General features: G+C 35.0%; 17 protein-coding genes and 1 tRNA gene. 4 read left to right on the top strand and 14 right to left on the bottom strand.

Annotated elements, in window-relative coordinates; translation table 11 throughout:
* Window position 1: 1 nt before the first annotated feature.
* The 4 genes from FLY87_RS00080 to FLY87_RS00095 are packed head-to-tail and all read right to left on the bottom strand — an operon-like array spanning window position 2 to window position 3649.
* A complete protein-coding gene (locus FLY87_RS00080; RefSeq protein WP_141266047.1) occupies window positions 2-643 on the bottom strand; it encodes a gamma-glutamyl-gamma-aminobutyrate hydrolase family protein in 642 nt (213 codons plus the stop codon).
* On the bottom strand, window positions 640-2193 hold the full coding sequence (locus FLY87_RS10045; protein WP_181405950.1) for an amidohydrolase family protein: 1554 nt from the start codon (window positions 2191-2193) through the stop codon (window positions 640-642). The genes FLY87_RS00080 and FLY87_RS10045 overlap by 4 nt, the downstream gene beginning before the upstream one ends.
* Window positions 2194-3420, bottom strand: coding sequence for an N-acetylmuramoyl-L-alanine amidase (locus FLY87_RS00090; protein ID WP_012545784.1), 1227 nt, complete (start codon window positions 3418-3420; stop codon window positions 2194-2196).
* 4 nt (window positions 3421-3424) lie between these two features.
* Complete coding sequence (locus tag FLY87_RS00095; protein ID WP_012545802.1) at window positions 3425-3649, bottom strand: NifU family protein; 225 nt, start codon at window positions 3647-3649, stop codon at window positions 3425-3427.
* Between the two features lie 110 nt (window positions 3650-3759).
* Between FLY87_RS00095 and FLY87_RS00100 the strand changes: the two genes are divergently transcribed.
* Window positions 3760-3833 (top strand) — tRNA-Met (locus tag FLY87_RS00100).
* Between the two features lie 4 nt (window positions 3834-3837).
* Here the strand turns inward: FLY87_RS00100 and acsB are convergent.
* The 4 genes from acsB to FLY87_RS00120 are packed head-to-tail and all read right to left on the bottom strand — an operon-like array spanning window position 3838 to window position 9063.
* The gene (gene acsB, locus FLY87_RS00105; RefSeq protein WP_051345895.1) at window positions 3838-5976 is read right to left on the bottom strand and encodes an acetyl-CoA decarbonylase/synthase complex subunit alpha/beta; all 2139 of its coding nucleotides are present in this window, start codon (window positions 5974-5976) and stop codon (window positions 3838-3840) included.
* Window positions 5973-7319, bottom strand: a complete 1347-nt coding sequence (gene acsC, locus FLY87_RS00110) for an acetyl-CoA decarbonylase/synthase complex subunit gamma (protein ID WP_028842817.1) — start codon at window positions 7317-7319, stop codon at window positions 5973-5975. The genes acsB and acsC overlap by 4 nt, the downstream gene beginning before the upstream one ends.
* A 12-nt stretch (window positions 7320-7331) precedes the next feature.
* Complete coding sequence (locus tag FLY87_RS00115) at window positions 7332-8270, bottom strand: acetyl-CoA decarbonylase/synthase complex subunit delta (protein ID WP_141266048.1); 939 nt, start codon at window positions 8268-8270, stop codon at window positions 7332-7334.
* A gap of 10 nt (window positions 8271-8280) precedes the next feature.
* Window positions 8281-9063: a dihydropteroate synthase gene (locus FLY87_RS00120; protein WP_141266049.1), complete on the bottom strand. Its 783-nt coding sequence runs from the start codon at window positions 9061-9063 to the stop codon at window positions 8281-8283.
* 585 nt (window positions 9064-9648) lie between these two features.
* Here FLY87_RS00120 and FLY87_RS00125 point away from each other — a divergent pair.
* The 3 genes from FLY87_RS00125 (at window position 9649) to FLY87_RS00135 (ending at window position 12808) form a co-directional block, all read left to right on the top strand.
* A complete protein-coding gene (locus tag FLY87_RS00125; protein WP_141266050.1) occupies window positions 9649-11268 on the top strand; it encodes a methyl-accepting chemotaxis protein in 1620 nt (539 codons plus the stop codon).
* 63 nt (window positions 11269-11331) lie between these two features.
* Window positions 11332-12105, top strand: a complete 774-nt coding sequence (locus FLY87_RS00130) for a slipin family protein (RefSeq protein ID WP_012546761.1) — start codon at window positions 11332-11334, stop codon at window positions 12103-12105.
* Window positions 12092-12808 carry a TVP38/TMEM64 family protein gene (locus FLY87_RS00135; RefSeq protein WP_012545867.1) on the top strand — a complete coding sequence of 239 codons (717 nt, stop codon included), beginning with the start codon at window positions 12092-12094 and terminating at the stop codon, window positions 12806-12808. Before FLY87_RS00130 ends, FLY87_RS00135 begins: the two co-directional genes overlap by 14 nt.
* Here the strand turns inward: FLY87_RS00135 and FLY87_RS00140 are convergent, their stop codons facing one another.
* The 6 genes from FLY87_RS00140 to FLY87_RS00165 all read right to left on the bottom strand — a co-directional run bounded on the left by FLY87_RS00140 (window position 12809) and on the right by FLY87_RS00165 (window position 18008).
* Window positions 12809-13786, bottom strand: a complete 978-nt coding sequence (locus tag FLY87_RS00140) for a beta-ketoacyl-ACP synthase III (protein WP_012545989.1) — start codon at window positions 13784-13786, stop codon at window positions 12809-12811.
* Window positions 13746-14783: a phosphate acyltransferase PlsX gene (plsX, locus tag FLY87_RS00145; RefSeq protein WP_012545117.1), complete on the bottom strand. Its 1038-nt coding sequence runs from the start codon at window positions 14781-14783 to the stop codon at window positions 13746-13748. Before plsX ends, FLY87_RS00140 begins: the two co-directional genes overlap by 41 nt.
* 8 nt (window positions 14784-14791) lie before the next feature.
* On the bottom strand, window positions 14792-14971 hold the full coding sequence (gene rpmF, locus FLY87_RS00150) for a 50S ribosomal protein L32 (protein WP_012545520.1): 180 nt from the start codon (window positions 14969-14971) through the stop codon (window positions 14792-14794).
* Window positions 14964-15482, bottom strand: a complete 519-nt coding sequence (locus tag FLY87_RS00155) for a DUF177 domain-containing protein (RefSeq protein ID WP_141266051.1) — start codon at window positions 15480-15482, stop codon at window positions 14964-14966. The genes rpmF and FLY87_RS00155 overlap by 8 nt, the downstream gene beginning before the upstream one ends.
* Before the next feature lie 78 nt (window positions 15483-15560).
* Window positions 15561-16832 (bottom strand): S41 family peptidase, encoded by a 1272-nt coding sequence (locus FLY87_RS00160; protein ID WP_028842822.1) that lies wholly within the window; start codon window positions 16830-16832, stop codon window positions 15561-15563.
* 21 nt (window positions 16833-16853) lie between these two features.
* Window positions 16854-18008 carry a murein hydrolase activator EnvC gene (locus FLY87_RS00165; protein ID WP_012546667.1) on the bottom strand — a complete coding sequence of 385 codons (1155 nt, stop codon included), beginning with the start codon at window positions 18006-18008 and terminating at the stop codon, window positions 16854-16856.
* Window position 18009: the final 1 nt, after the last annotated feature.

Here is an 18009-nt window from a genome sequence, read left to right on the forward strand (position 1 = left end):
TCTATTTTATCTTTTTTGCAAAACTCTTCCAAAGGTTTAAAGAAATTTCTCCCATGTGTCTTTCTGGATGCCATTGCACCCCGACAAAAAAAGGATGTTCTTTAAGATAAACACCTTCTATAACTTCATCCCTTGCCATACAAAATATTTCAAGTCCATTGCCTAAAATTTTAATAGCCTGATGATGAGAACTATTTACAATATACTGCCCTTTTTCAAATAAAAAATTATCAGTTACTTGAATTTCATGATTATCTGAACTATGTTTTATCTGTGTCTCAATATTCTGGTAAAGATTTCCACCTAAAAATATATTCATAAGTTGCATTCCATAACATATTCCTAAAATTGGTTTACCTGTTTCAATAAATGCTTTGAGAAGTTTCATTTCTGATAAAACTCTTTCATCAGGCACAAGATTTTTACAGGCTTTATTTTTTTCTCCATAAAAATTAGGATTTATATCTCCTCCTCCAGAAATTATCAAGGCTGAGATTTTATTAATATGAGTTACTATTTTTTCTGTCATATCAGGCGAGATTATTAGTGGAATAAAACCAAGATTAATAATAACTGTGGTATAATCCCTGTTTAGATAAAGTTTTTTTTCATCAATGCTACATGTGATTCCAACAATTTTCATAAAAGAACTCTTCCGTTTCTTTTCCCTGTCATTGAGCCTTCCAATACAGCAATTTCGCCGTTTACAATAACATATTTAATTCCCTTTGAAACATTGAATGGTTTTTCAAAAGTGGCTCTATCTTCAATCTCGGCTGGGTCAAAGATAACAATATCTGCAAAATAGCCTTCTTTTATAACTCCTCTTTTTTCAATCCTGAAGGTTCGTGCTGGTAAAGATGTTATTTTTCTTATTGCTTCCTCAAGTTTTAATAATCCCTTGTCTAAAATATATTTTTTTATAAATCTCGGGAAACTACCAAATCCTCTTGGATGTGGTTTACCATTTCTGGTAATTCCGCTTGTACATCTGGCAGAACTATCAGTGCCTATCATAACATAAGGTTGAGATAAAATTTTTTCAAGATTTTCTTCACTCATTCCAAAATATATTACTCCTACCATAAGATTTGAATGAATCAATAAATCACATGTAAATTGAGCAGCATTTTCAAGGGTAACAATTTCTCCTAATCTTTTACCTTCTAATGATTTATATTTATCAGAGGCAATATCAGAAATCAAAAGACTGTTTAGAAAATCTTCTCCTCGCTCTTTAAAATATTTTTTAATTTTGAGTCTTACATTTTTGTTTTTTAGTCTTTCTATAATATCCTCTCTGTTTCCTTCAATTATCCATGAGGGCAAGAAAGCATCAAGGTCTGTTTGAGAAGCAATATAGGGATATCTGTCCGCTGTTATTTGTATCCCTTTATTTTGTGCGTCTTTTATTATTTTTAAAATTACATCAATCTTCCACCAGTTGTCTCTACCAGATGTCTTGAGATGGGAAATATGAACAGGTATTTTTGCTTTCTTCCCAATTAAAATAGTTTCTTCTAAAGCTCCGATCACTCTATCACCTTCGCTTCTCATGTGAGTTGTGTAAATACCTTTGAATTGTCTTAAAGTCTTTGCAAGTTCAATAATCTCTTCTGTATCAGCAAAAATTCCTGGGGGATATATTAATCCTGTTGAAAGCCCCTTTACATTATAAGAAAGCATTGTTTTTAAAAGTTCTTTCATTTTGTTTATTTCTTTTTTCCGCGATTTTACATCTTTATAACCAACCACAGCCCCTCTCAGATTTCCATGACCCAACATGGTAGCAAAGTTGATTGCAGGCTTAGCTTTTTTCAATAATTTTATATATTCCTGACAGGTATTCCAAGGACTAAGTCCAAGACTTTTTAGCTCAGGCAGCCTTCTTTCAAAAGCTTCACCAAGCATTGGAAAGCCTGATATTCCGCAGTTTCCATTTATTTCAGTAGTAATACCCTGGGTGATTTTTCCTTCTGCATTTGGGTCTGCAAGAATTGTAAAATCAGAATGAGAGTGTGTATCAATAAAACCTGGCGTGAGTACTAACTCCTTTGCATTTATCTTTTTTGTTGCACGGAATTTTTCCTTGCCAATGTATATAATTTTATCCTTTTGTATGCCTATATTGGCTTTAAATGGAGAATTACCAAGCCCGTCAAATATAAAAGCATTCTCTATGAATAAATCCATTTATAGATTCGCCTTCTGTCGCGTATTTTTGACTTTTTTGATATTTACTTTATTTGTTGTAGAGTTATTTTTTGTATATTTCACTTTCTTAATCTGCTCTGTTTTAAGAAAATAATTTTTGATTCCATCAACAATTGATTGGGCTATTTCCATTCTGTATGATTCTTGATTAAGAAGTCTTTCCTCTTCAGGATTACTTATATAAGAAACTTCAAGCAAGCATGATGGCATCTGAGCACCAACTAAAACATAAAAAAGAGCCTGTTTTACTCCATTGTCATGTCTTAAAAAAGAGTTTTTTAAACTGCCTGTCATAGAATTATGGACATATCCTGCGAGTCTGACAGAACTATCTCTTTTTGCTTCCCTTTCTAATGAAGCAAGCATAAAGCCAAGTTCTCCCTTTAACTGTTTCATCTTTTTTATAGAAATTGCATTTTCTCTTGCTGCAACTCTTATTGCTTCTTCATCATCTGTCCAGTTCAAAATATATGTTTCTATACCCCGAGCATATGAGTTTGGAGAAGCATTTGCATGAATTGAAATGAAAAGGTCAGCACCAACTCGGTTTGCAATTTCTGTTCTTTCGTTCAGTGGTATAAAGATATCTTTGTCTCTTGTTAAAATTATTTCAAAGGAGGGATCAGTTTTTAAAATTTCTCTAACTTTTAGAGCAATATCAAGTGTGACATCTTTTTCTTTTAATCCTGACGGACCTATTGCACCGGGGTCTTTACCTCCATGTCCTGGATCAATAACAATTTTCCGCTTCAGTGTAATTTTTGTTTCCTTTTCTTCAAGATTTTTTGATGATTTAAGGCTTCCCTGTGAATATATATCAATCACTATTCTAAAAGGATCTTCAAGTTGAATAATTTTGAACTCATAGCCAGACTTTTTAAGATCAAAGACAATTCTTACTGTATTAATATCAAACTGTCCAATTCGGATTTTATTTACAATAGGGTCATTTACTAAATATTCTTTTTTTATCTCCTTGTTGAGTGTAGCATTTTTTATATCAAAAAAAAGTCTTTCTGGGTTTTTAAGTTCTCCCTTTATAAATTCAGTAACTCCACTTGTTTCAATTACTACTCTTAATCCTTGAGAGAGTTCATAATATCTTATATCCTTAATTTGAATTTTATCTTCTGCCCATGTTAAAGACAAAGAAGACAAAATTAAAGGAAACAGAAAGTTAAATAAAATGATTAAAAATTTAAACATTACCTTAAACAGCTACAACTTCTTTAACCTCTGGAATTTCACTTTTTAGTGTCTTTTCAACCCAGTTTTTAAGTGTTAGAGTCGCCATCGGACATGTTCCACAGGCTCCCTTTAACTTCACATAAACTATATTATCTTTAATATCAACAAGGTCAATATTACCTCCATCTGCCATAAGACCAACTCTAATTTTACCTAAAACCTGCTCAACTTTGGCTTTTTCAATCATCAATATCCTCCTGCTGTTTTTAAATTAATTATACATCATTTAGATTTTATTTTCTCAAGAGTGTTGATATTTGCCAAAAAAATACTGATTTTGATATATTAGTATTGTTCGGCGGCGTAGCTCAGTTGGTCAGAGCAGACGGCTCATATCCGTCGTGTCAGGGGTTCAAATCCCTTCGCCGCCATTTTTTATTTTATAATGGGCTCCATCTCTAAAGCAGGATGCTCTATTCGGCTAAGATAATCAAGAAGGCATTCAATATCTTCACAAACTGTTTCATCAGCAATTTTTTCAATTAGTTCAGGAATTCCTTCTTCCTCTGCTCTTTTCTGAAAACTCTCTTTTATTCTTTCCTTAAGTTCCTTCGGCATCCAGACAATTCTTCTGATACCTCCGTCACCTTTAAGAAACTTCCTTGAAGTAATATAGTTTACACCAACTCCCATAAATCCAGGAGTCTGAATACCTCCCCCTATCATTCCTGCAATGGTAGAAAACTTCATCCCAATCGGAGTCATTCCACTGTAGCCTCTGTTTACAATTAAAACCCCATTTGCCTCGGGAACAACTGCTACAATGCATTCAAAACAACCGCAGGAAGTCATAGGATTTTCCATAATTGAGTAAAGATTTATTGTTTCTATTTCTCCTCCTGAGTGTTTCTTTACATATTCATCAACTCCGCTATATCTTCCATAAATTGGGTCAAATAATTCACCTTTTTGAACAGGCTGATTTCCACCCGTTGGCTCAATCTCGTATGCTGCTTTTGCATCAAGCCATGTAAATGCACCACAAAGTCCTGGACGTTCTGGTGTAATTACGCATACATGCTTCGGTGCAAAACTTTGGCAGAGAAGACATGAATAAAACTCTTTAACCTCCTCATCTGTTAGTGTAGCGAGCCTTAAATCTCTCTGTCTGTATTCTTTCCTTGCCTGTTCCCTTAATTCTAAAACTTCTTTTTCATCAACATAAAGATAAACCTCTACTTTATCAACAATGCTACGAAATTTTGACTTAATCATGCTTGATATTATTATTCCCAAATGGTTGAGGGTTATGCCTGACTCTTTTGCTTTTTTGCTAATTCTTATCCAGTTTATATCTCTCTGCCCTATATGCCAAAGACCTTCTGCCTCATTTATGAAAGTATGAATCTGTCGCTCAATAACAGGCTCAAAATCCTTCTGCATCTTTTTCCCTGCAACATTTACAACGATTCCAAGAGGCATTTTCCCACCTGCCTCATATTTTGCTTGCCAATCAGCACCCACTATCTCAACTTTTTCATCCTCAAGCTCTTGTATCTCCTTCATTCTAACCCATTCAAAAGCTGGTGTTTTTTGCCCTCCAAACTCTATAAAAGTATCCTCTTTTCTTACTCTTTCACCTTCAAAAGCCGGTCCATAAGCTACAGGAATTGGTGGTTTTTCAACAATTATTTTTAATCCTCTTGTCTCAATTGCTTTTTTAACAATCTTTTCGTAATTAGGTTCTGATACAATAAGGGGATATGCAGCAATTTCAGGGATTGAAATTTCTGGAAGACTCTGATCTGTTATAACAGGAATTGCAAATACTGCTGCACCCAGTGCTACTGCTACTGCCTTTTCATCAATGCTTCCAAAAGCGATAGCAAAGGTATTTACTCTCTTTCTTACATAATCAATTATCGCATTTTTATCTCCAGCTGTCTGTCCTCCGAAAATTAGAGATGCTCTTACTGCCCAGTCAATGACATAGACTGTCTCTTCTATTTTTGTACCTACAGGAACTACATAAGCTTCAAAACCTTGTCTTTCACCTGTTTTTATAAACTCTTCTGCCAGAGGACCTATAAGAAAAGCAAGAATTCTTTTTTCCTGAAGTTCTTTTATAATTGGCAAAAGCTTTTCTTGCTCAATTTTCCCAACTAAAACTGCTACAGCAGGGATTCTACCATCAACAAGCTGAACTCCGAGAGTTCTCTGAATTGTGTCACTGAGAAAGCCATAAAAAGGAGATTCCTCGTTTCGCTCGGAATGACAAAACAGCAAAGCAAGATAAATCTCTGCAAGATAAAGGTAGTTTAATGCAAGATTCATCGCATCAAGGGACTGAGAAAATTTGTCTTTTATAGTTTCATAAAACTTTTCAAGCTCTGAAAGTTCTGTTATTTTTAATCCCTCAAGAGCATAAATCAGAGGAAGACCATAGGCTGTATCTGGAAGCTCAAAAGAAAAAGCCTTGCCTTTTTCTGATATTGTTTTATTTAAAAGTGCCTCTGTTTCCTTTAACAATTCTTCTGATGCTTTTTTTGTAAATTCTACTAATTTTTCTATCATTTTTTACTCCTTACATAGTTTCTTAAGAATGCTGGAATTCCGCTTGCCTCCTTTGTCCCCACTATTACCTTCCAGCCAGGAAGTTTATCTTCAACTGCTCCTTTAAGCATCGCAACATATCCTGGAATTATAAGCTCTTTATGATTAAGCTTTTCTTCTATCCCACTTTCTTTTATAAACTGAGCAATCTTGCTTGCAGAAAACTTTCCTGCTGCCCAAGCAGTCAAGACACTCAGTCCATCGCAATCCATAATAGCAAGCCATGCAGGGACTTTGCTGTTTTCAATCTCACCTTTTACAAGAAAATAAGTCAAAGCAAAATTAGTAGTAACTATTATTGGGCTATTTTCATCAGGCTCTCCAACTTTGTATATATCCTGCTTTACCTGCATAGGAACCTGCGGGTCTGAGTAGATATTTTGTTTCAATGTGAAAAGCACAAGATTTTTCCATTTAGGGATACTACTTAATACAACAATTGAAGAATATTTTAAAATTGCTAAAGAAGCAATAACAGTTTCATAAAAATTATCATCCCTATTTGCAAATGTTATTATTGGATATCCCAATAATCTGATGCCTTTTTTAAGTGCTGCTCTTCTTATTAATGTGTTATCCATAAGAAGTTCTTTAGCACTGTTTGGCTGAGTATCAATTAATAAATCCTGAACACCCACTGAACGCGCAATTTCTACAAGTTTTAGAACTTTTTCTATCCCTTTATCACTTATAACCAGAGGAACGTTGTATTTTTTGGCTATTTCAGACATTTCATTAATATTTTCAGGGGTTGCTCCTGAAAGTATTGGTCTGCTTTCTTTCAACTTTTCAAGTGCCTTAGCTGCTACTTCAGGCTTTGATATCCCAAGAATAAGAGGTAAATCAAAAGCTTTATTTATTATTTTATCTAACACCTGATTGAATATTTCAGAATTCTCTGATTCGTTCTTTAAAAATATTGCATCAACTTTAAGTATTTGACCAACTCTTTCAATGGAAGACTCCAAAACTTCATTTATAAATCCATCTATGTTTGATTCTGTATCTTTAATTTCAAGGGCTAAAACCGTAGGATTAAAAAACTTTTTTTCATGTCTGAATAAAACTGTTTCTTCTCCGATTTTAATTTTTATATTTTTTGAGCCAAAAACAAATCCACGAATAGGAGGCGTAGCTGCTTCCTTAAGTTTTGCTTTAACTTCCTCAGATGCTTCAGGACATTGTTCAATATCTGCCTGACCCTGTGCAACCTTCATAGCAAAAGCAAGACATGTTGGAAATCCGCATTTTTTACAATTCGTCTTTGGAAGAAGCTTAAAAATTTCTATTCCTGTAATTGCCATTTTTCACTCCCTTTAGGAAAATAAATCACCGATAAATCTTTTGACAGTATTTATAGCTTCAGGATGTCTCATTATCAATAGTTCTGCCCCTGAAAGTAAAAATGAACAGGCTGTTACTGCTTCCCACATAACAGCTCTTTCATGTAGACTTCCCCACTCAGGAATATCAGATTCAGATGCCTGTGATTCCTTTGTTTTCCAGACATAAAAACCAACATCAGCAACCATTGGAACACAAAGCATGTTATCTCCCTGAATTTGCCCTGCAATTCTGATTCTTTCCATTACTGAATAGGTATATTCAAAGCCGTATCCCAGAGCAGAGCACATAGGGTCTATGATTATTTTTTCTCTTGGAAAATCCATCTGGGTAATTAAAATATTAAGCTGCTTTGCAAGATTTACATCAAGTTCAGACATTGCAATAAGACTATGACCGCCAGCCATTGCAGAAGCAGTAATAGTTTTATAATTGCCTTCCTGAGCTTTTCCAATTATACAGTTATATCCCCTTGAAGCATCTGATACCACAGGAAGAACCTCAGCGTCCTTCTCAGAATGATTGCTTCCCAAGATTATCAGAGGTAAATCTATTTCAGAGAGAATTTTTTTTACTTTATCAGCAGCCTCTTCTGGTTTGGAATCTTTGCTATCTGGGTGTGTACTCATAAGCCGTAAAGCAATTGCTTCTGCACCAAGAGTTTCGCAAAATTTTACCCATTTTATTGGACTATCCCACACTGAAGAATAAACTTTCGCAAGTTCTTCTGGATAGTCTTCAGGAATATCATCCTGAATCTCAAAAGCAATCAAGGGCTTATATGGAAATTCTCCCTCAAAAAAATGGAAAGGTAGTGCCGATTCCCCTCCAAAATAAGCCTTTTTCTCTTTTCCAAAAACAATTTCTGGAATCCTTCCTGTATATGTTTCTTTTGGTATTGAAAAATTCATTTTTTAACTCCTAAATTTCAAGATAGGAATGAGCATAAAGAGTTTTGCCATTGATTATACTAATTGTTTTCACTACTTCTATTATCTCTGCAGGATTTGCAATTGCAGCGTTGAGCCCTTCATACATTAAAAGAGCAAAAAAATATTTATTTAAAATGGGTCTTAAATGCTTTGGACATCCATTTGAAATATTACTCAGTCCAACTATTGTTTTCATAGGAGGATCATTGAGCTGCTGAAAAAGTTTTATGGCACGCAAAACCTCCTTAGCCTGCTCTTGAGAAGTTGATATCTGAAGCACCAGTGGGTCAAGATATACATCTTCAAGTGATACTCCAAATTCTACAGCCTTTTCAATGAGCTGAACAGCTATTTCAACCCTTTCTTCAGCATCTCTTGGAAGTCCACCTTTACCAACAGTAAGTGCAATGATTGGAACACTATATTTTGCTGCAAGTTCAAACATAACAAATCTTTCAGGGTCAAGAGAAGTTGAATTAATTAAGGGTTTGCCCCATTGATTATTGTGTACTTTCAGACCTGCCTCCATTGCCTTAGAATTTGTTGTATCAAGTGATACAGGAAGAGGAACAACTTCTTGAATAGTTGTTACCATCCACTCCATTACTCCCTCTCCTTCATCCTCTGCAGGACCTATGTTTGCCTCTATCATATGAGCACCAGTCTTCCACTGCTCAATAGCTATCTCATGAATTGGTTTTTTGTCTTTTTTTAAAATGGCTTCACGAACTTTTTTTGAAACAACACTTAAACGCTCGCCAATAATAAGCATATGTTCCTCCGGTAGAAGTTTAATAAAAAATTTTAACATAATTTATTAATTTCCTAAAATTTTTCAGTAATTTTGATTGTAGTCCGATTTGAATTTAAGTTTAAGAAATCTCTATTTACTAAAAAGATTGCAAAATAGACAATATTCATTTAAAATTATAGATAAGCAAAATATGAAAGAAGTTGTTCAATTCTTAGCTGTAATTCCGAAGGGACTTAATGACCCCGAGGAATCTTTGATTTGTTCCATTATGGAAACAGAGGAGACTCCTTGTTGCTAACGCTCCTTAGAATGACAGTTCTATTCTCACCCCGAGGCAAAGCCGAAGGGTCTCCTCTGGAGGCTATGAGATTCCTCGCAGACCCTTCGCCTACGGCTCAGGGCTCGCTTCGCTCGGCTCGGAATGACAGAGGAAAAGGCGAATGACATTTATCTCTGTCACCCGAGCATAAGATAAGGGTCTCCTACATTGGAGGCGAGGAATGACAGAAAGAAAGGCGGAATAACATGAAAAAAGCCTTGGTAGATAGATGGATAATTAAAAAATAACAGAACAATGACTCTAATAAAAAGGAGGGTTAAATCATGTTTAAGAACCTTACAATTGGTAAAAAACTCATGGTAGGGTTTGGAATTATTATCTTTCTTTTAGTAGTACTTGCAGCTTATACTGTTTTTTCTATAATTTCATCAGCTACAAAAGTTCACGACCTTGAAGAAAGATTTGATAAACTTCTTTATGCTGCTGAAATCCAAAGAGAAGTAAATGCCATACATCTAAAAGCAAGAAAAATGTTTTTAATTAATGACATATCAAAGAAACAAGAGATAATGAAAGAAATTGAAGAACATAGGAAATATTACAGAAAAAGAATGGAAGAATTAGGAAAAATTACCCGTAATCAGGAAGGAAAACAAAAACTTCAAAACCTTATAAATGCCTCTAATGAAACAAGAGATGCTAATAATAAAGCTATTCAACTTGCTCTTGCTGGTAAAAATCAGGAAGCTATAGAGCTTTATCTCAAGGAAGTTGAATCAAAGGCAGGTAATAGAGAAAAGGCTTTGAATGAGTTAGTGAATTATTATCATAAAACTGCAACTAAAACAACAGTTGATATCAATCAGTCTTTTAATTATGAATTAATCATTTCAATAATTCTGTCAGTTATAAGTATAGCTATAGGAATTTTCTTTGCTCTCTTCATTTCTCGTTCAGTCAAGAAACCTGTAACAGAGCTCAAGGGAGTTTTAGGGAAAGTAGCACAGGGAGACCTCTCAGTTGATATAAAAGTAGAAAGTAAAGATGAACTTGGAATGATTGCACAATCAGTGCATGAAGCAATAACAAGCATTAAACGCCTTATAGCAGAGTCAAAGACAATCTCAAGCTCTCTTGCCTCCTCCTCTGAAGAACTTTCAGCAACAACAGAAGAGATATCAAGAAACCTCAAATCCCAGACAGAGAGAGCAAGTCAGATAGCCTCTGCAGCAGAAGAAATGAGCCAGACAGTAGTTGACATAGCAAAGAATGCATCAAACATAGCAGAAGTAAGTGTAACAACAGCCAGTGTTGCAAAAGAAGGAAAAGACATGACAATGAACACAGCACAAGAGATAAAAGTAATTGAAGGAGCAATAGGGAAACTTTCAGAAGTAATCAATGTATTAGGAGACCGTTCTCGTCAGATAGGAGAGATAGTCACAGTGATCAAAGACATAGCAGACCAGACAAATCTACTTGCATTGAATGCAGCAATAGAGGCAGCTCGGGCAGGAGAGCAAGGAAGAGGCTTTGCAGTAGTTGCAGATGAAGTAAGGAAATTAGCAGAGAGGACAACAAAGGCAACAGATGAGATAGCGGAGATGATAAGGGGAATACAGACAGAGGTAGATATAGCAGGAGGTTCAATGGAAGATGCAACGAAAAAGGTGGCAAGTGGAGTTGAGCTAAGCAACAAGTCAGCTGAGATACTTGGGCAGATATTAAGCAAAGCACAAGAACTTCAGTCAATGATACAACAGATAGCATCTGCAACAGAGGAGATGTCTTCAGTAACAGACCATATAACACAGGATATAGGAAGCATAGCAGAGGGTTCAAAGGAGATATCGCTTGCAGTAGATCAATCAGCTCAGACAGCAAGTGATATTGCAAGATTGGGTGGAGAACTAAAAACAGCCATTGATAAATTTAAAGTATAAATCTGAAAGAATTACAAAATAATTTTGTAGCAATGCAAATTAAATAAGTAAAAGGAGGAGTTTATGTTTTTTGAAACATCGCTTTTAACTTTAATTGTAATTATTTTTTTAGCTGTTTACATTCTTAGCAGCGCAATTAAAATTCTAAAAGAATACGAAAGAGGAGTTGTTTTTAGACTGGGTAGAGTTATTCCAGTTAAAGGACCAGGACTTGTGCTTATATGGCCAGTGATTGACAAAATGGTCAAAGTAAGCCTGAGAATTGTTACAATGGATGTTCCTGCTCAAGACATAATTACCAAAGATAATGTCTCAGTAAAAGTCAACGCTGTTGTTTATTTCAGACCAATTGATCCAATCAAGGCAGTAACAGCAGTTGAAGACTTTTATTATGCTACAAGCCAGATTGCTCAAACAACGCTTAGAAGCATTCTTGGACAGAGCGAACTTCAGGATTTGCTCACAAACCGTGAACAGATTAATGCTGAATTGCAGCAGGTTATTGATTCACAGACCGAACCATGGGGAATTAAAGTTACAGCAGTTGAAGTTAAAAATGTTGACCTTCCACAGGAAATGTTAAGAGCAATGGCAAGACAGGCTGAGGCTGAAAGAGAAAGAAGAGCTAAAATTATTCATGCAGAAGGTGAACTTCAGGCTGCGGAAAAGCTTACAGAAGCAGCAAGAATTATATCATCTGAACCAGCAGCTCTTCAATTAAGATATTTGCAAACATTAAAAGAAATCGCCTCTGAAAAAAATTCAACAATTCTCTTTCCGCTACCAATAGATTTAATAACTCCATTCATGGAGCTCATATCTCGTGACAAAAAATAAACTAACCTTTAAAGCACTGCTAAGATTTTCTGCTTTAGCAGTGCTTATTGCTTTATCTGTATTTTTAGCTTATGAATTTGGAATTATTGAATTATTCCTGAATGAAGAAAAACTTAAGAATTTTATTAAATCCCTCGGACCTTTCGGTGTTGTGGGATTTGTTCTTTTACAGGCTTTTCAGGTTGTTGCAGCTCCTATTCCTGGTGAAGTTACAGGATTGCTTGGTGGATATTTATATGGAACATTTTGGGGGGTAGTTCTTTCAACAGCAGGACTTACACTTGGTTCAGTAATTGCATTTATTCTTGGAAGAATTTTCGGAAAACCCTTTGTTGAAAGAGTTGTTGATCCAATGGTATTAAATAAGTTTGATTATTTACTTCATCATAAAGGTGCTTTTTTAGTATTTTTTCTTTTTCTTATCCCAGGTTTTCCAAAGGACTATTTGAGCTATTTTCTCGGATTAAGTAGGCTTTCTTTGTTGGAGTTTACAGTAATTGCAGGAGTTGGAAGACTTCTCGGAACTATTCTTCTTTCTTTTGGCGGAGATTACCTCAGACACCATGAGTATGGAAAATTTTTAGGACTTGCTGGCATAGCAGCAGTAATAATGGTAATAGTTTGGTTATTTAAAGATAAAATTGAACGATTACTTAGAATCTGGCATATAAGTAGATACAGAAAAAATAAGCAGAAAAAGTAGCTACCACTTTATCAAAGATGCACCCCATGTAAGTCCTGCACCAAATGCAGCAAGCATTACATAATCACCTCTCTTGATTTTACCCTGCTCATTTGCTTCATCTAATGCAATGGGAATTGATGCTGCAGAGGTATTACCGTATTTATTGATATTTACCATCACTTTTTCCATCGGTAGAGAAAGTCTCTTAGCCATTGCCTGAATAATTCTTATGTTTGCCTGATGAGGAACTAAAAGGCTAAGTTCCGAAGATGTAATACCAGCTTTTTTTAATGTAGCATCCACAACTTCTTCAAGAGTTTTTACTGCAACTTTGAATGTTTCATTGCCTCTCATCTTTATAAAATTAAGTCTCTTTTTAATTACATCTTCTGTAACAGGCATCTGTGACCCACCTGCAGGCATGTGAATAAAATCCCACATTGTCCCATCTGAAAAAATATCTATTATCTGAATTCCTTCATCTTTTTTTGTTGGCTCAACTATGACTGCTCCAGCACCATCAGCAAGTAAAACACAGGTGCTTCTGTCAGTCCAGTCTGTAAATCGTGAAAGCATTTCAGCACCTATAACAAGAGCTCTTTTTGACGCACCTGTTTTTATAAATTTTTCTGCAACAGATAAAGCATAAATAAAGCCTGTGCATGCACCATTAATATCAAAAGCTACTGCATTACTTGCTCCGAGTTTCATCTGAAGAATACAGGCAGCAGATGGAACAAGCATATCAGGAGAGACTGTTGCTACAATTATCAAATCAATATCCTTTGCAGTTAAGTTAGCGTTTTTCAATGCTTTTATTGAAGCCTCAAAGGCAAGGTCACTTGTTGCCTGCTCAGGTGCTGCTATTCTTCTTTCTTTTATTCCTGTTCTCTCAGTTATCCATTCATCTGATGTTTCAACCATTTTTTCAAGGTCATGGTTTGTTAAAATTTTTTCAGGAACATAAGAGCCTGTTGACACTATTCTGGCTTTCATCTCTCTCCTCCGTCTGGTTTAAGCTTTCTGAAATTCTTGTATATATCTGTTTTTTTACCATTTCTGTAGCTACTTTTATTGCATTTTTTATTGCTTTTGCTGAAGACCTTCCATGACATATTATGCTTGTGCCATTAATGCCAAGTAATAAAGCACCACCATATTCAGAGTAGTCTACTTTTTTACGGAAACTTTTTATTGCAGGCTTTATCATCATATAGCCAAGCTTTCCTGTTATTATATCTGCAATTTCTCTTTTAAGCATCTTCATCAATGCTTCAGCAAGTCCTTCACCGACTTTTAGCACAATGTTTCCAACAAATCCATCACATACCACCACATCAGCCTGTCCGAAGAAAATATCTTTTCCTTCAATATTTCCGACAAAATTTAACCTTGAAGACTTGAGGAGTTTAAAGGCTTCTTTTGTAAGTTCATTTCCCTTTGAACCTTCTTCTCCTATGCTTAAAAGAGCTATCTTGGGGGATTGTGAATTAAAAAGTGCTTTATGATAAGCTTCTCCCATGAAAGCAAACTGGACTAAATGTTCAGGTTTGCAATCAACATTTGCTCCTGCATCAAGTAAAATAAAATGTCCCTTTAGACAGGGCATTACAGTAGCTATTGCAGGACGTTCCACATTTGGAAGTTTTCCGAGTAAAAGAAAACTTAAAGCCATCATAGCACCTGAATGTCCAGCACTTATAACAGCATCTGCTTTGCCTGCTTTTACCAGTTCAACAGCTTTTCTCATTGAGGTATTTTTTCTTCTAAGTGCTGAAGATATATTTTCATCCATTTGGATTACATCATCAGCTGGAATAACGGATATGATACCTTTTGTTTCTTTCTTTTCAGGCAAGAAACTTTTTATTTTTTTTTCATCCCCAACAAGAATAATCTCAACTTCAATATCCTGCACTACTTCATAGGCACCTAAGATATTTACTTCAGGGGCGAAATCGCCCCCCATTGCATCAACAGCAATTTTTAACATTTTTAGAATTACTCTTCAACCTCTAAAATTTTTCTGCCTTTATAGGTGCCACAATTAGGACATACCCTGTGTGGAAGCTTGGGCTCCTTACATTCAGGGCATAAAGCAAGATTGGGAGCTGTTGCCTTCCAGTTAGCTCTTCTTTTATCCCTTCTTGAAGGGGTATGACGATGTCTTGGATTAGCCATTTTTCTTCATCCTCCTTAAAAGTGATTGTAATACTGCCATTCTTGGGTCTATTTCTTTAACTGTACATCCACAGCTAAATTCATTTAAATCTGTACCACAGACAGGGCATATTCCCTTACAATCTTCAGAACATAAAGGCTTCATAGGTATACTGAGCAAAATCTGGTCACGAATTATGTCTTCTGTATCAATTAATCCCTCTCTGTAGAAATCTACCTCCATCTCATCTCGTTTTAGTTCAACGAGTTCTTCTTTATTCAATTCTTCTATAGGATGATAGCTCAATTCTATTAAACTTCTAATTGGCATTTTATAGTCCTTCAAACATCTACTACATTGAAGTTCAACTTCTCCACTGACAACTCCTTTTACAAATACCTCTTGCCCGTTTTTCTCTATTCTTAAAATAGCTTTGAATGGCTGGGTGATTTTCACACCATCTATTTTTGGAGTTTCCTCCAGCTCAATATTTAGTCCTTCTTCAGGTATTTCAAAGACCTCAATTTTCATCTAAAAACCTCAAAAATAAAATTCTCCCTTACGGGAGTTAAAATATTTTAACAAAAAATTAAACTTTCTTTATAGTCTCTATGCTGCTTTTTTCAGTTTTTCCATTATTTTCCAGCTCTTTAAAATATCAATAGCTCTTTGCAGTTGGGTATCTTCCTTTTCATCAACTTCCTGTGGAACTTTTTCCTGGGGTTCAACTTTTTCTCCCTTCAAATGTTGTTCAAGGTCTTTTTCTCTAATTACGGGAACTTCTTTGCCATTTTTAGTTTCAAGTTTTACAACTATATCAGGCATTATTCCAACTGCATGAATGCTTCTTCCTTTGGGTGTGTAATATTTTGCTGTTGTAAGTTTTAATGCTGAACCGTCACTTAAAGGAATAAGACTTTGAACAGAACCTTTACCAAAAGTTTGAACTCCAAGAATTAAAGCTCTTCCCCAATCCTGTAACGCTCCTGCAACAATTTCTGAGGCTGAAGCAGAACCCTGATTTACAAGAACAATCATGGGAATCTCAGTATATGAAGGTCTCAATTGTTCTGTATAATACTGCATTTTTTCTCCAACTCTTCCCTGTATTGATACAACAAGATGTTTTGGAGGTAAAAACTGCTCAGAAACATCAACAGCACTTTGAAGAAGTCCTCCAGGATTATTTCTTAAATCAAGAATAAGACTGCGCATTCCTGAATCTTTAAGGTTCTGTAATGCATTTGCAAGGTCTTGCGCTGTTCCTTCCTGGAATTGAACCAGTTTTACATAGCCGATTTCCTTATCAATCATTTTATATTTTACGCTCTTGATTTTAATGATATCTCTAACAATGGTTATGTCCCTTGGCTCTTTCCACTCATCTCTCTGAATTGTGAGAATAACAGATTTTCCTTTAGGTCCTCGCATCTTTGATACAGCATCATTTATATTCATATCCTTTGTTGATTGCCCATCAATTTTTATTATTTTATCACCCGCTTTGATTCCTGCTTTCCATGCAGGAGTATCCTCAATTGGAGCAATCACTGTTAAAATCCCCTCTTTTATTCCTATTTGTATTCCAATCCCACCAAATTCTCCTTTTGTTTCAGTCTGAAACTCTTTGTAAGCCTCCGGGGTTAAATATGCAGAATGCGGGTCCAAAGAATTAATCATTCCTTTTATTGCTGAACGAATAAGTTCTCTTGGATTAATATCCTCTACATAACTCTTCTTGACTGTGGTAAAAACCTCAGTAAATGTTCGTAAATCCTCATAAACAGAATCTGTATTCTGAGCTGCTGACCATCTTCCTATTATTATTCCCATAAAGGCAATAATCAAAATCAATGCTGAAATCGTAATTTTTTTCTTCATTTTTTTATTTTTTCCTCCCTTTTATCTTCTTAACCACTGTTCTGGATTGAGTGGTTTTCCTCTATATCTTATTTCAAAATAAACTGCTGTTGTATCTATACTGGATTTTTCTCCAACATTACCTAAAATCTGTCCTGTTTTTACATAAGCTCCTTCTTTTACTCCTATAGAACCAAGATTTCCATATACTGTATAATATCCATCTCCATGACTTATTATAACAAGGTTTTCATATCCTTTAAAATATTTCGCATAAACAACCTTGCCTTCAGCAGATGCTTTCACTTGTGTGCCAGGTGATGCCTGAATATAAATTCCACTTCTAAACATAGGAACATTAAAAACAGGGTCTTTCTGACTACCATAATGTGCAATAACAGGACCGCTTACAGGCCATACAAGAGTTCCCTTTCTTTTTGTAAACTCTCCTTCAGGTAGAGAAATTCCTGGTTTCCCAGTTCTTTTTTCTTTTTTTTCAGTTTCCTGAAGAAGCCTTGCAAGTCTTTTTGCATTTTCTTCAAGTTCTTTTATTTTTTTCTCATATATAGCTTTATTTTGTCTAACTTTAGCAAGTAAAATTTCCTTTTCTTTTTTCTTTTGTTTTTGAGTCTCTTCTGCTGTTTTAAGAGCTTCTTCTTCTTGTTTTAATGACGCGTAAAGCTTTTTCAGTTCTGCCTGTTGAACAATTAGAATATTAAGTTCTGCTTTGTATTGCTGGATAAGTTTTTTGTCAACATTCATAATTTTCTGAGTATTTCTCATAAGGCGAAATGCTTTTGTAGTATCTTCTTCCATTAAAATTATTAAAACAGGATCAGGTTGATTGTTTAATCTCTGGATTCCTTTTATTCTACTTATAAGATAATTTTTTCTTGTTTCAAGCTGATTACTATAAGTTTTTATCCCTTTTTCTGTTTGACTAATTTTTATTTGCAGATTTTTTATTTTCATACGATGACTCTTTATTTTTGTTTCTATCTCATCAAGTTCTTTTGAAACTTTTTTTAAATCTTCAAGAACATTCTGTTCAACTTTTTTGGTTTCTCTCAGCTTTTTTTTATGAATATCAAGCTGTTTTTTTATCTGTTGTAATTCCTCTTTTGGCTGAGCAGCTAAAGTGGGAAAACTTAAAGCAATAAAAAATAGAATTATTATAATCCTTATTTTTTTTAGCATT

The sequence above is a fragment of the Thermodesulfovibrio sp. Kuro-1 genome (assembly GCF_006538445.1).
In the GTDB taxonomy this organism is placed as follows: Bacteria; Nitrospirota; Thermodesulfovibrionia; order Thermodesulfovibrionales; family Thermodesulfovibrionaceae; genus Thermodesulfovibrio; species Thermodesulfovibrio yellowstonii.

What these genes read in the sequence shown, in the direction of transcription:
- FLY87_RS00080 (WP_141266047.1), bottom strand. Translation starts at nt 643, where the DNA reads ATGAAAATTGTTGGAATCACATGTAGCATTGATGAAAAAAAACTTTAT.
- FLY87_RS00095 (WP_012545802.1), bottom strand. Translation starts at nt 3,649, where the DNA reads ATGATTGAAAAAGCCAAAGTTGAGCAGGTTTTAGGTAAAATTAGAGTT.
- acsC (WP_028842817.1), bottom strand. Translation starts at nt 7,319, where the DNA reads ATGGCAATTACAGGAATAGAAATTTTTAAGCTTCTTCCAAAGACGAAT.
- plsX (WP_012545117.1), bottom strand. Translation starts at nt 14,783, where the DNA reads ATGTTAAAAATTGCTGTTGATGCAATGGGGGGCGATTTCGCCCCTGAA.
- FLY87_RS10045 (WP_181405950.1), bottom strand. Translation starts at nt 2,193, where the DNA reads ATGGATTTATTCATAGAGAATGCTTTTATATTTGACGGGCTTGGTAAT.
- FLY87_RS00160 (WP_028842822.1), bottom strand. Translation starts at nt 16,832, where the DNA reads ATGAAGAAAAAAATTACGATTTCAGCATTGATTTTGATTATTGCCTTT.
- rpmF (WP_012545520.1), bottom strand. Translation starts at nt 14,971, where the DNA reads ATGGCTAATCCAAGACATCGTCATACCCCTTCAAGAAGGGATAAAAGA.
- FLY87_RS00155 (WP_141266051.1), bottom strand. Translation starts at nt 15,482, where the DNA reads ATGAAAATTGAGGTCTTTGAAATACCTGAAGAAGGACTAAATATTGAG.
- FLY87_RS00140 (WP_012545989.1), bottom strand. Translation starts at nt 13,786, where the DNA reads ATGAAAGCCAGAATAGTGTCAACAGGCTCTTATGTTCCTGAAAAAATT.
- FLY87_RS00165 (WP_012546667.1), bottom strand. Translation starts at nt 18,008, where the DNA reads ATGCTAAAAAAAATAAGGATTATAATAATTCTATTTTTTATTGCTTTA.
- acsB (WP_051345895.1), bottom strand. Translation starts at nt 5,976, where the DNA reads ATGATAGAAAAATTAGTAGAATTTACAAAAAAAGCATCAGAAGAATTG.
- FLY87_RS00130 (WP_012546761.1), top strand. Translation starts at nt 11,332, where the DNA reads ATGTTTTTTGAAACATCGCTTTTAACTTTAATTGTAATTATTTTTTTA.
- FLY87_RS00090 (WP_012545784.1), bottom strand. Translation starts at nt 3,420, where the DNA reads ATGTTTAAATTTTTAATCATTTTATTTAACTTTCTGTTTCCTTTAATT.
- FLY87_RS00125 (WP_141266050.1), top strand. Translation starts at nt 9,649, where the DNA reads ATGTTTAAGAACCTTACAATTGGTAAAAAACTCATGGTAGGGTTTGGA.
- FLY87_RS00115 (WP_141266048.1), bottom strand. Translation starts at nt 8,270, where the DNA reads ATGAATTTTTCAATACCAAAAGAAACATATACAGGAAGGATTCCAGAA.
- FLY87_RS00120 (WP_141266049.1), bottom strand. Translation starts at nt 9,063, where the DNA reads ATGCTTATTATTGGCGAGCGTTTAAGTGTTGTTTCAAAAAAAGTTCGT.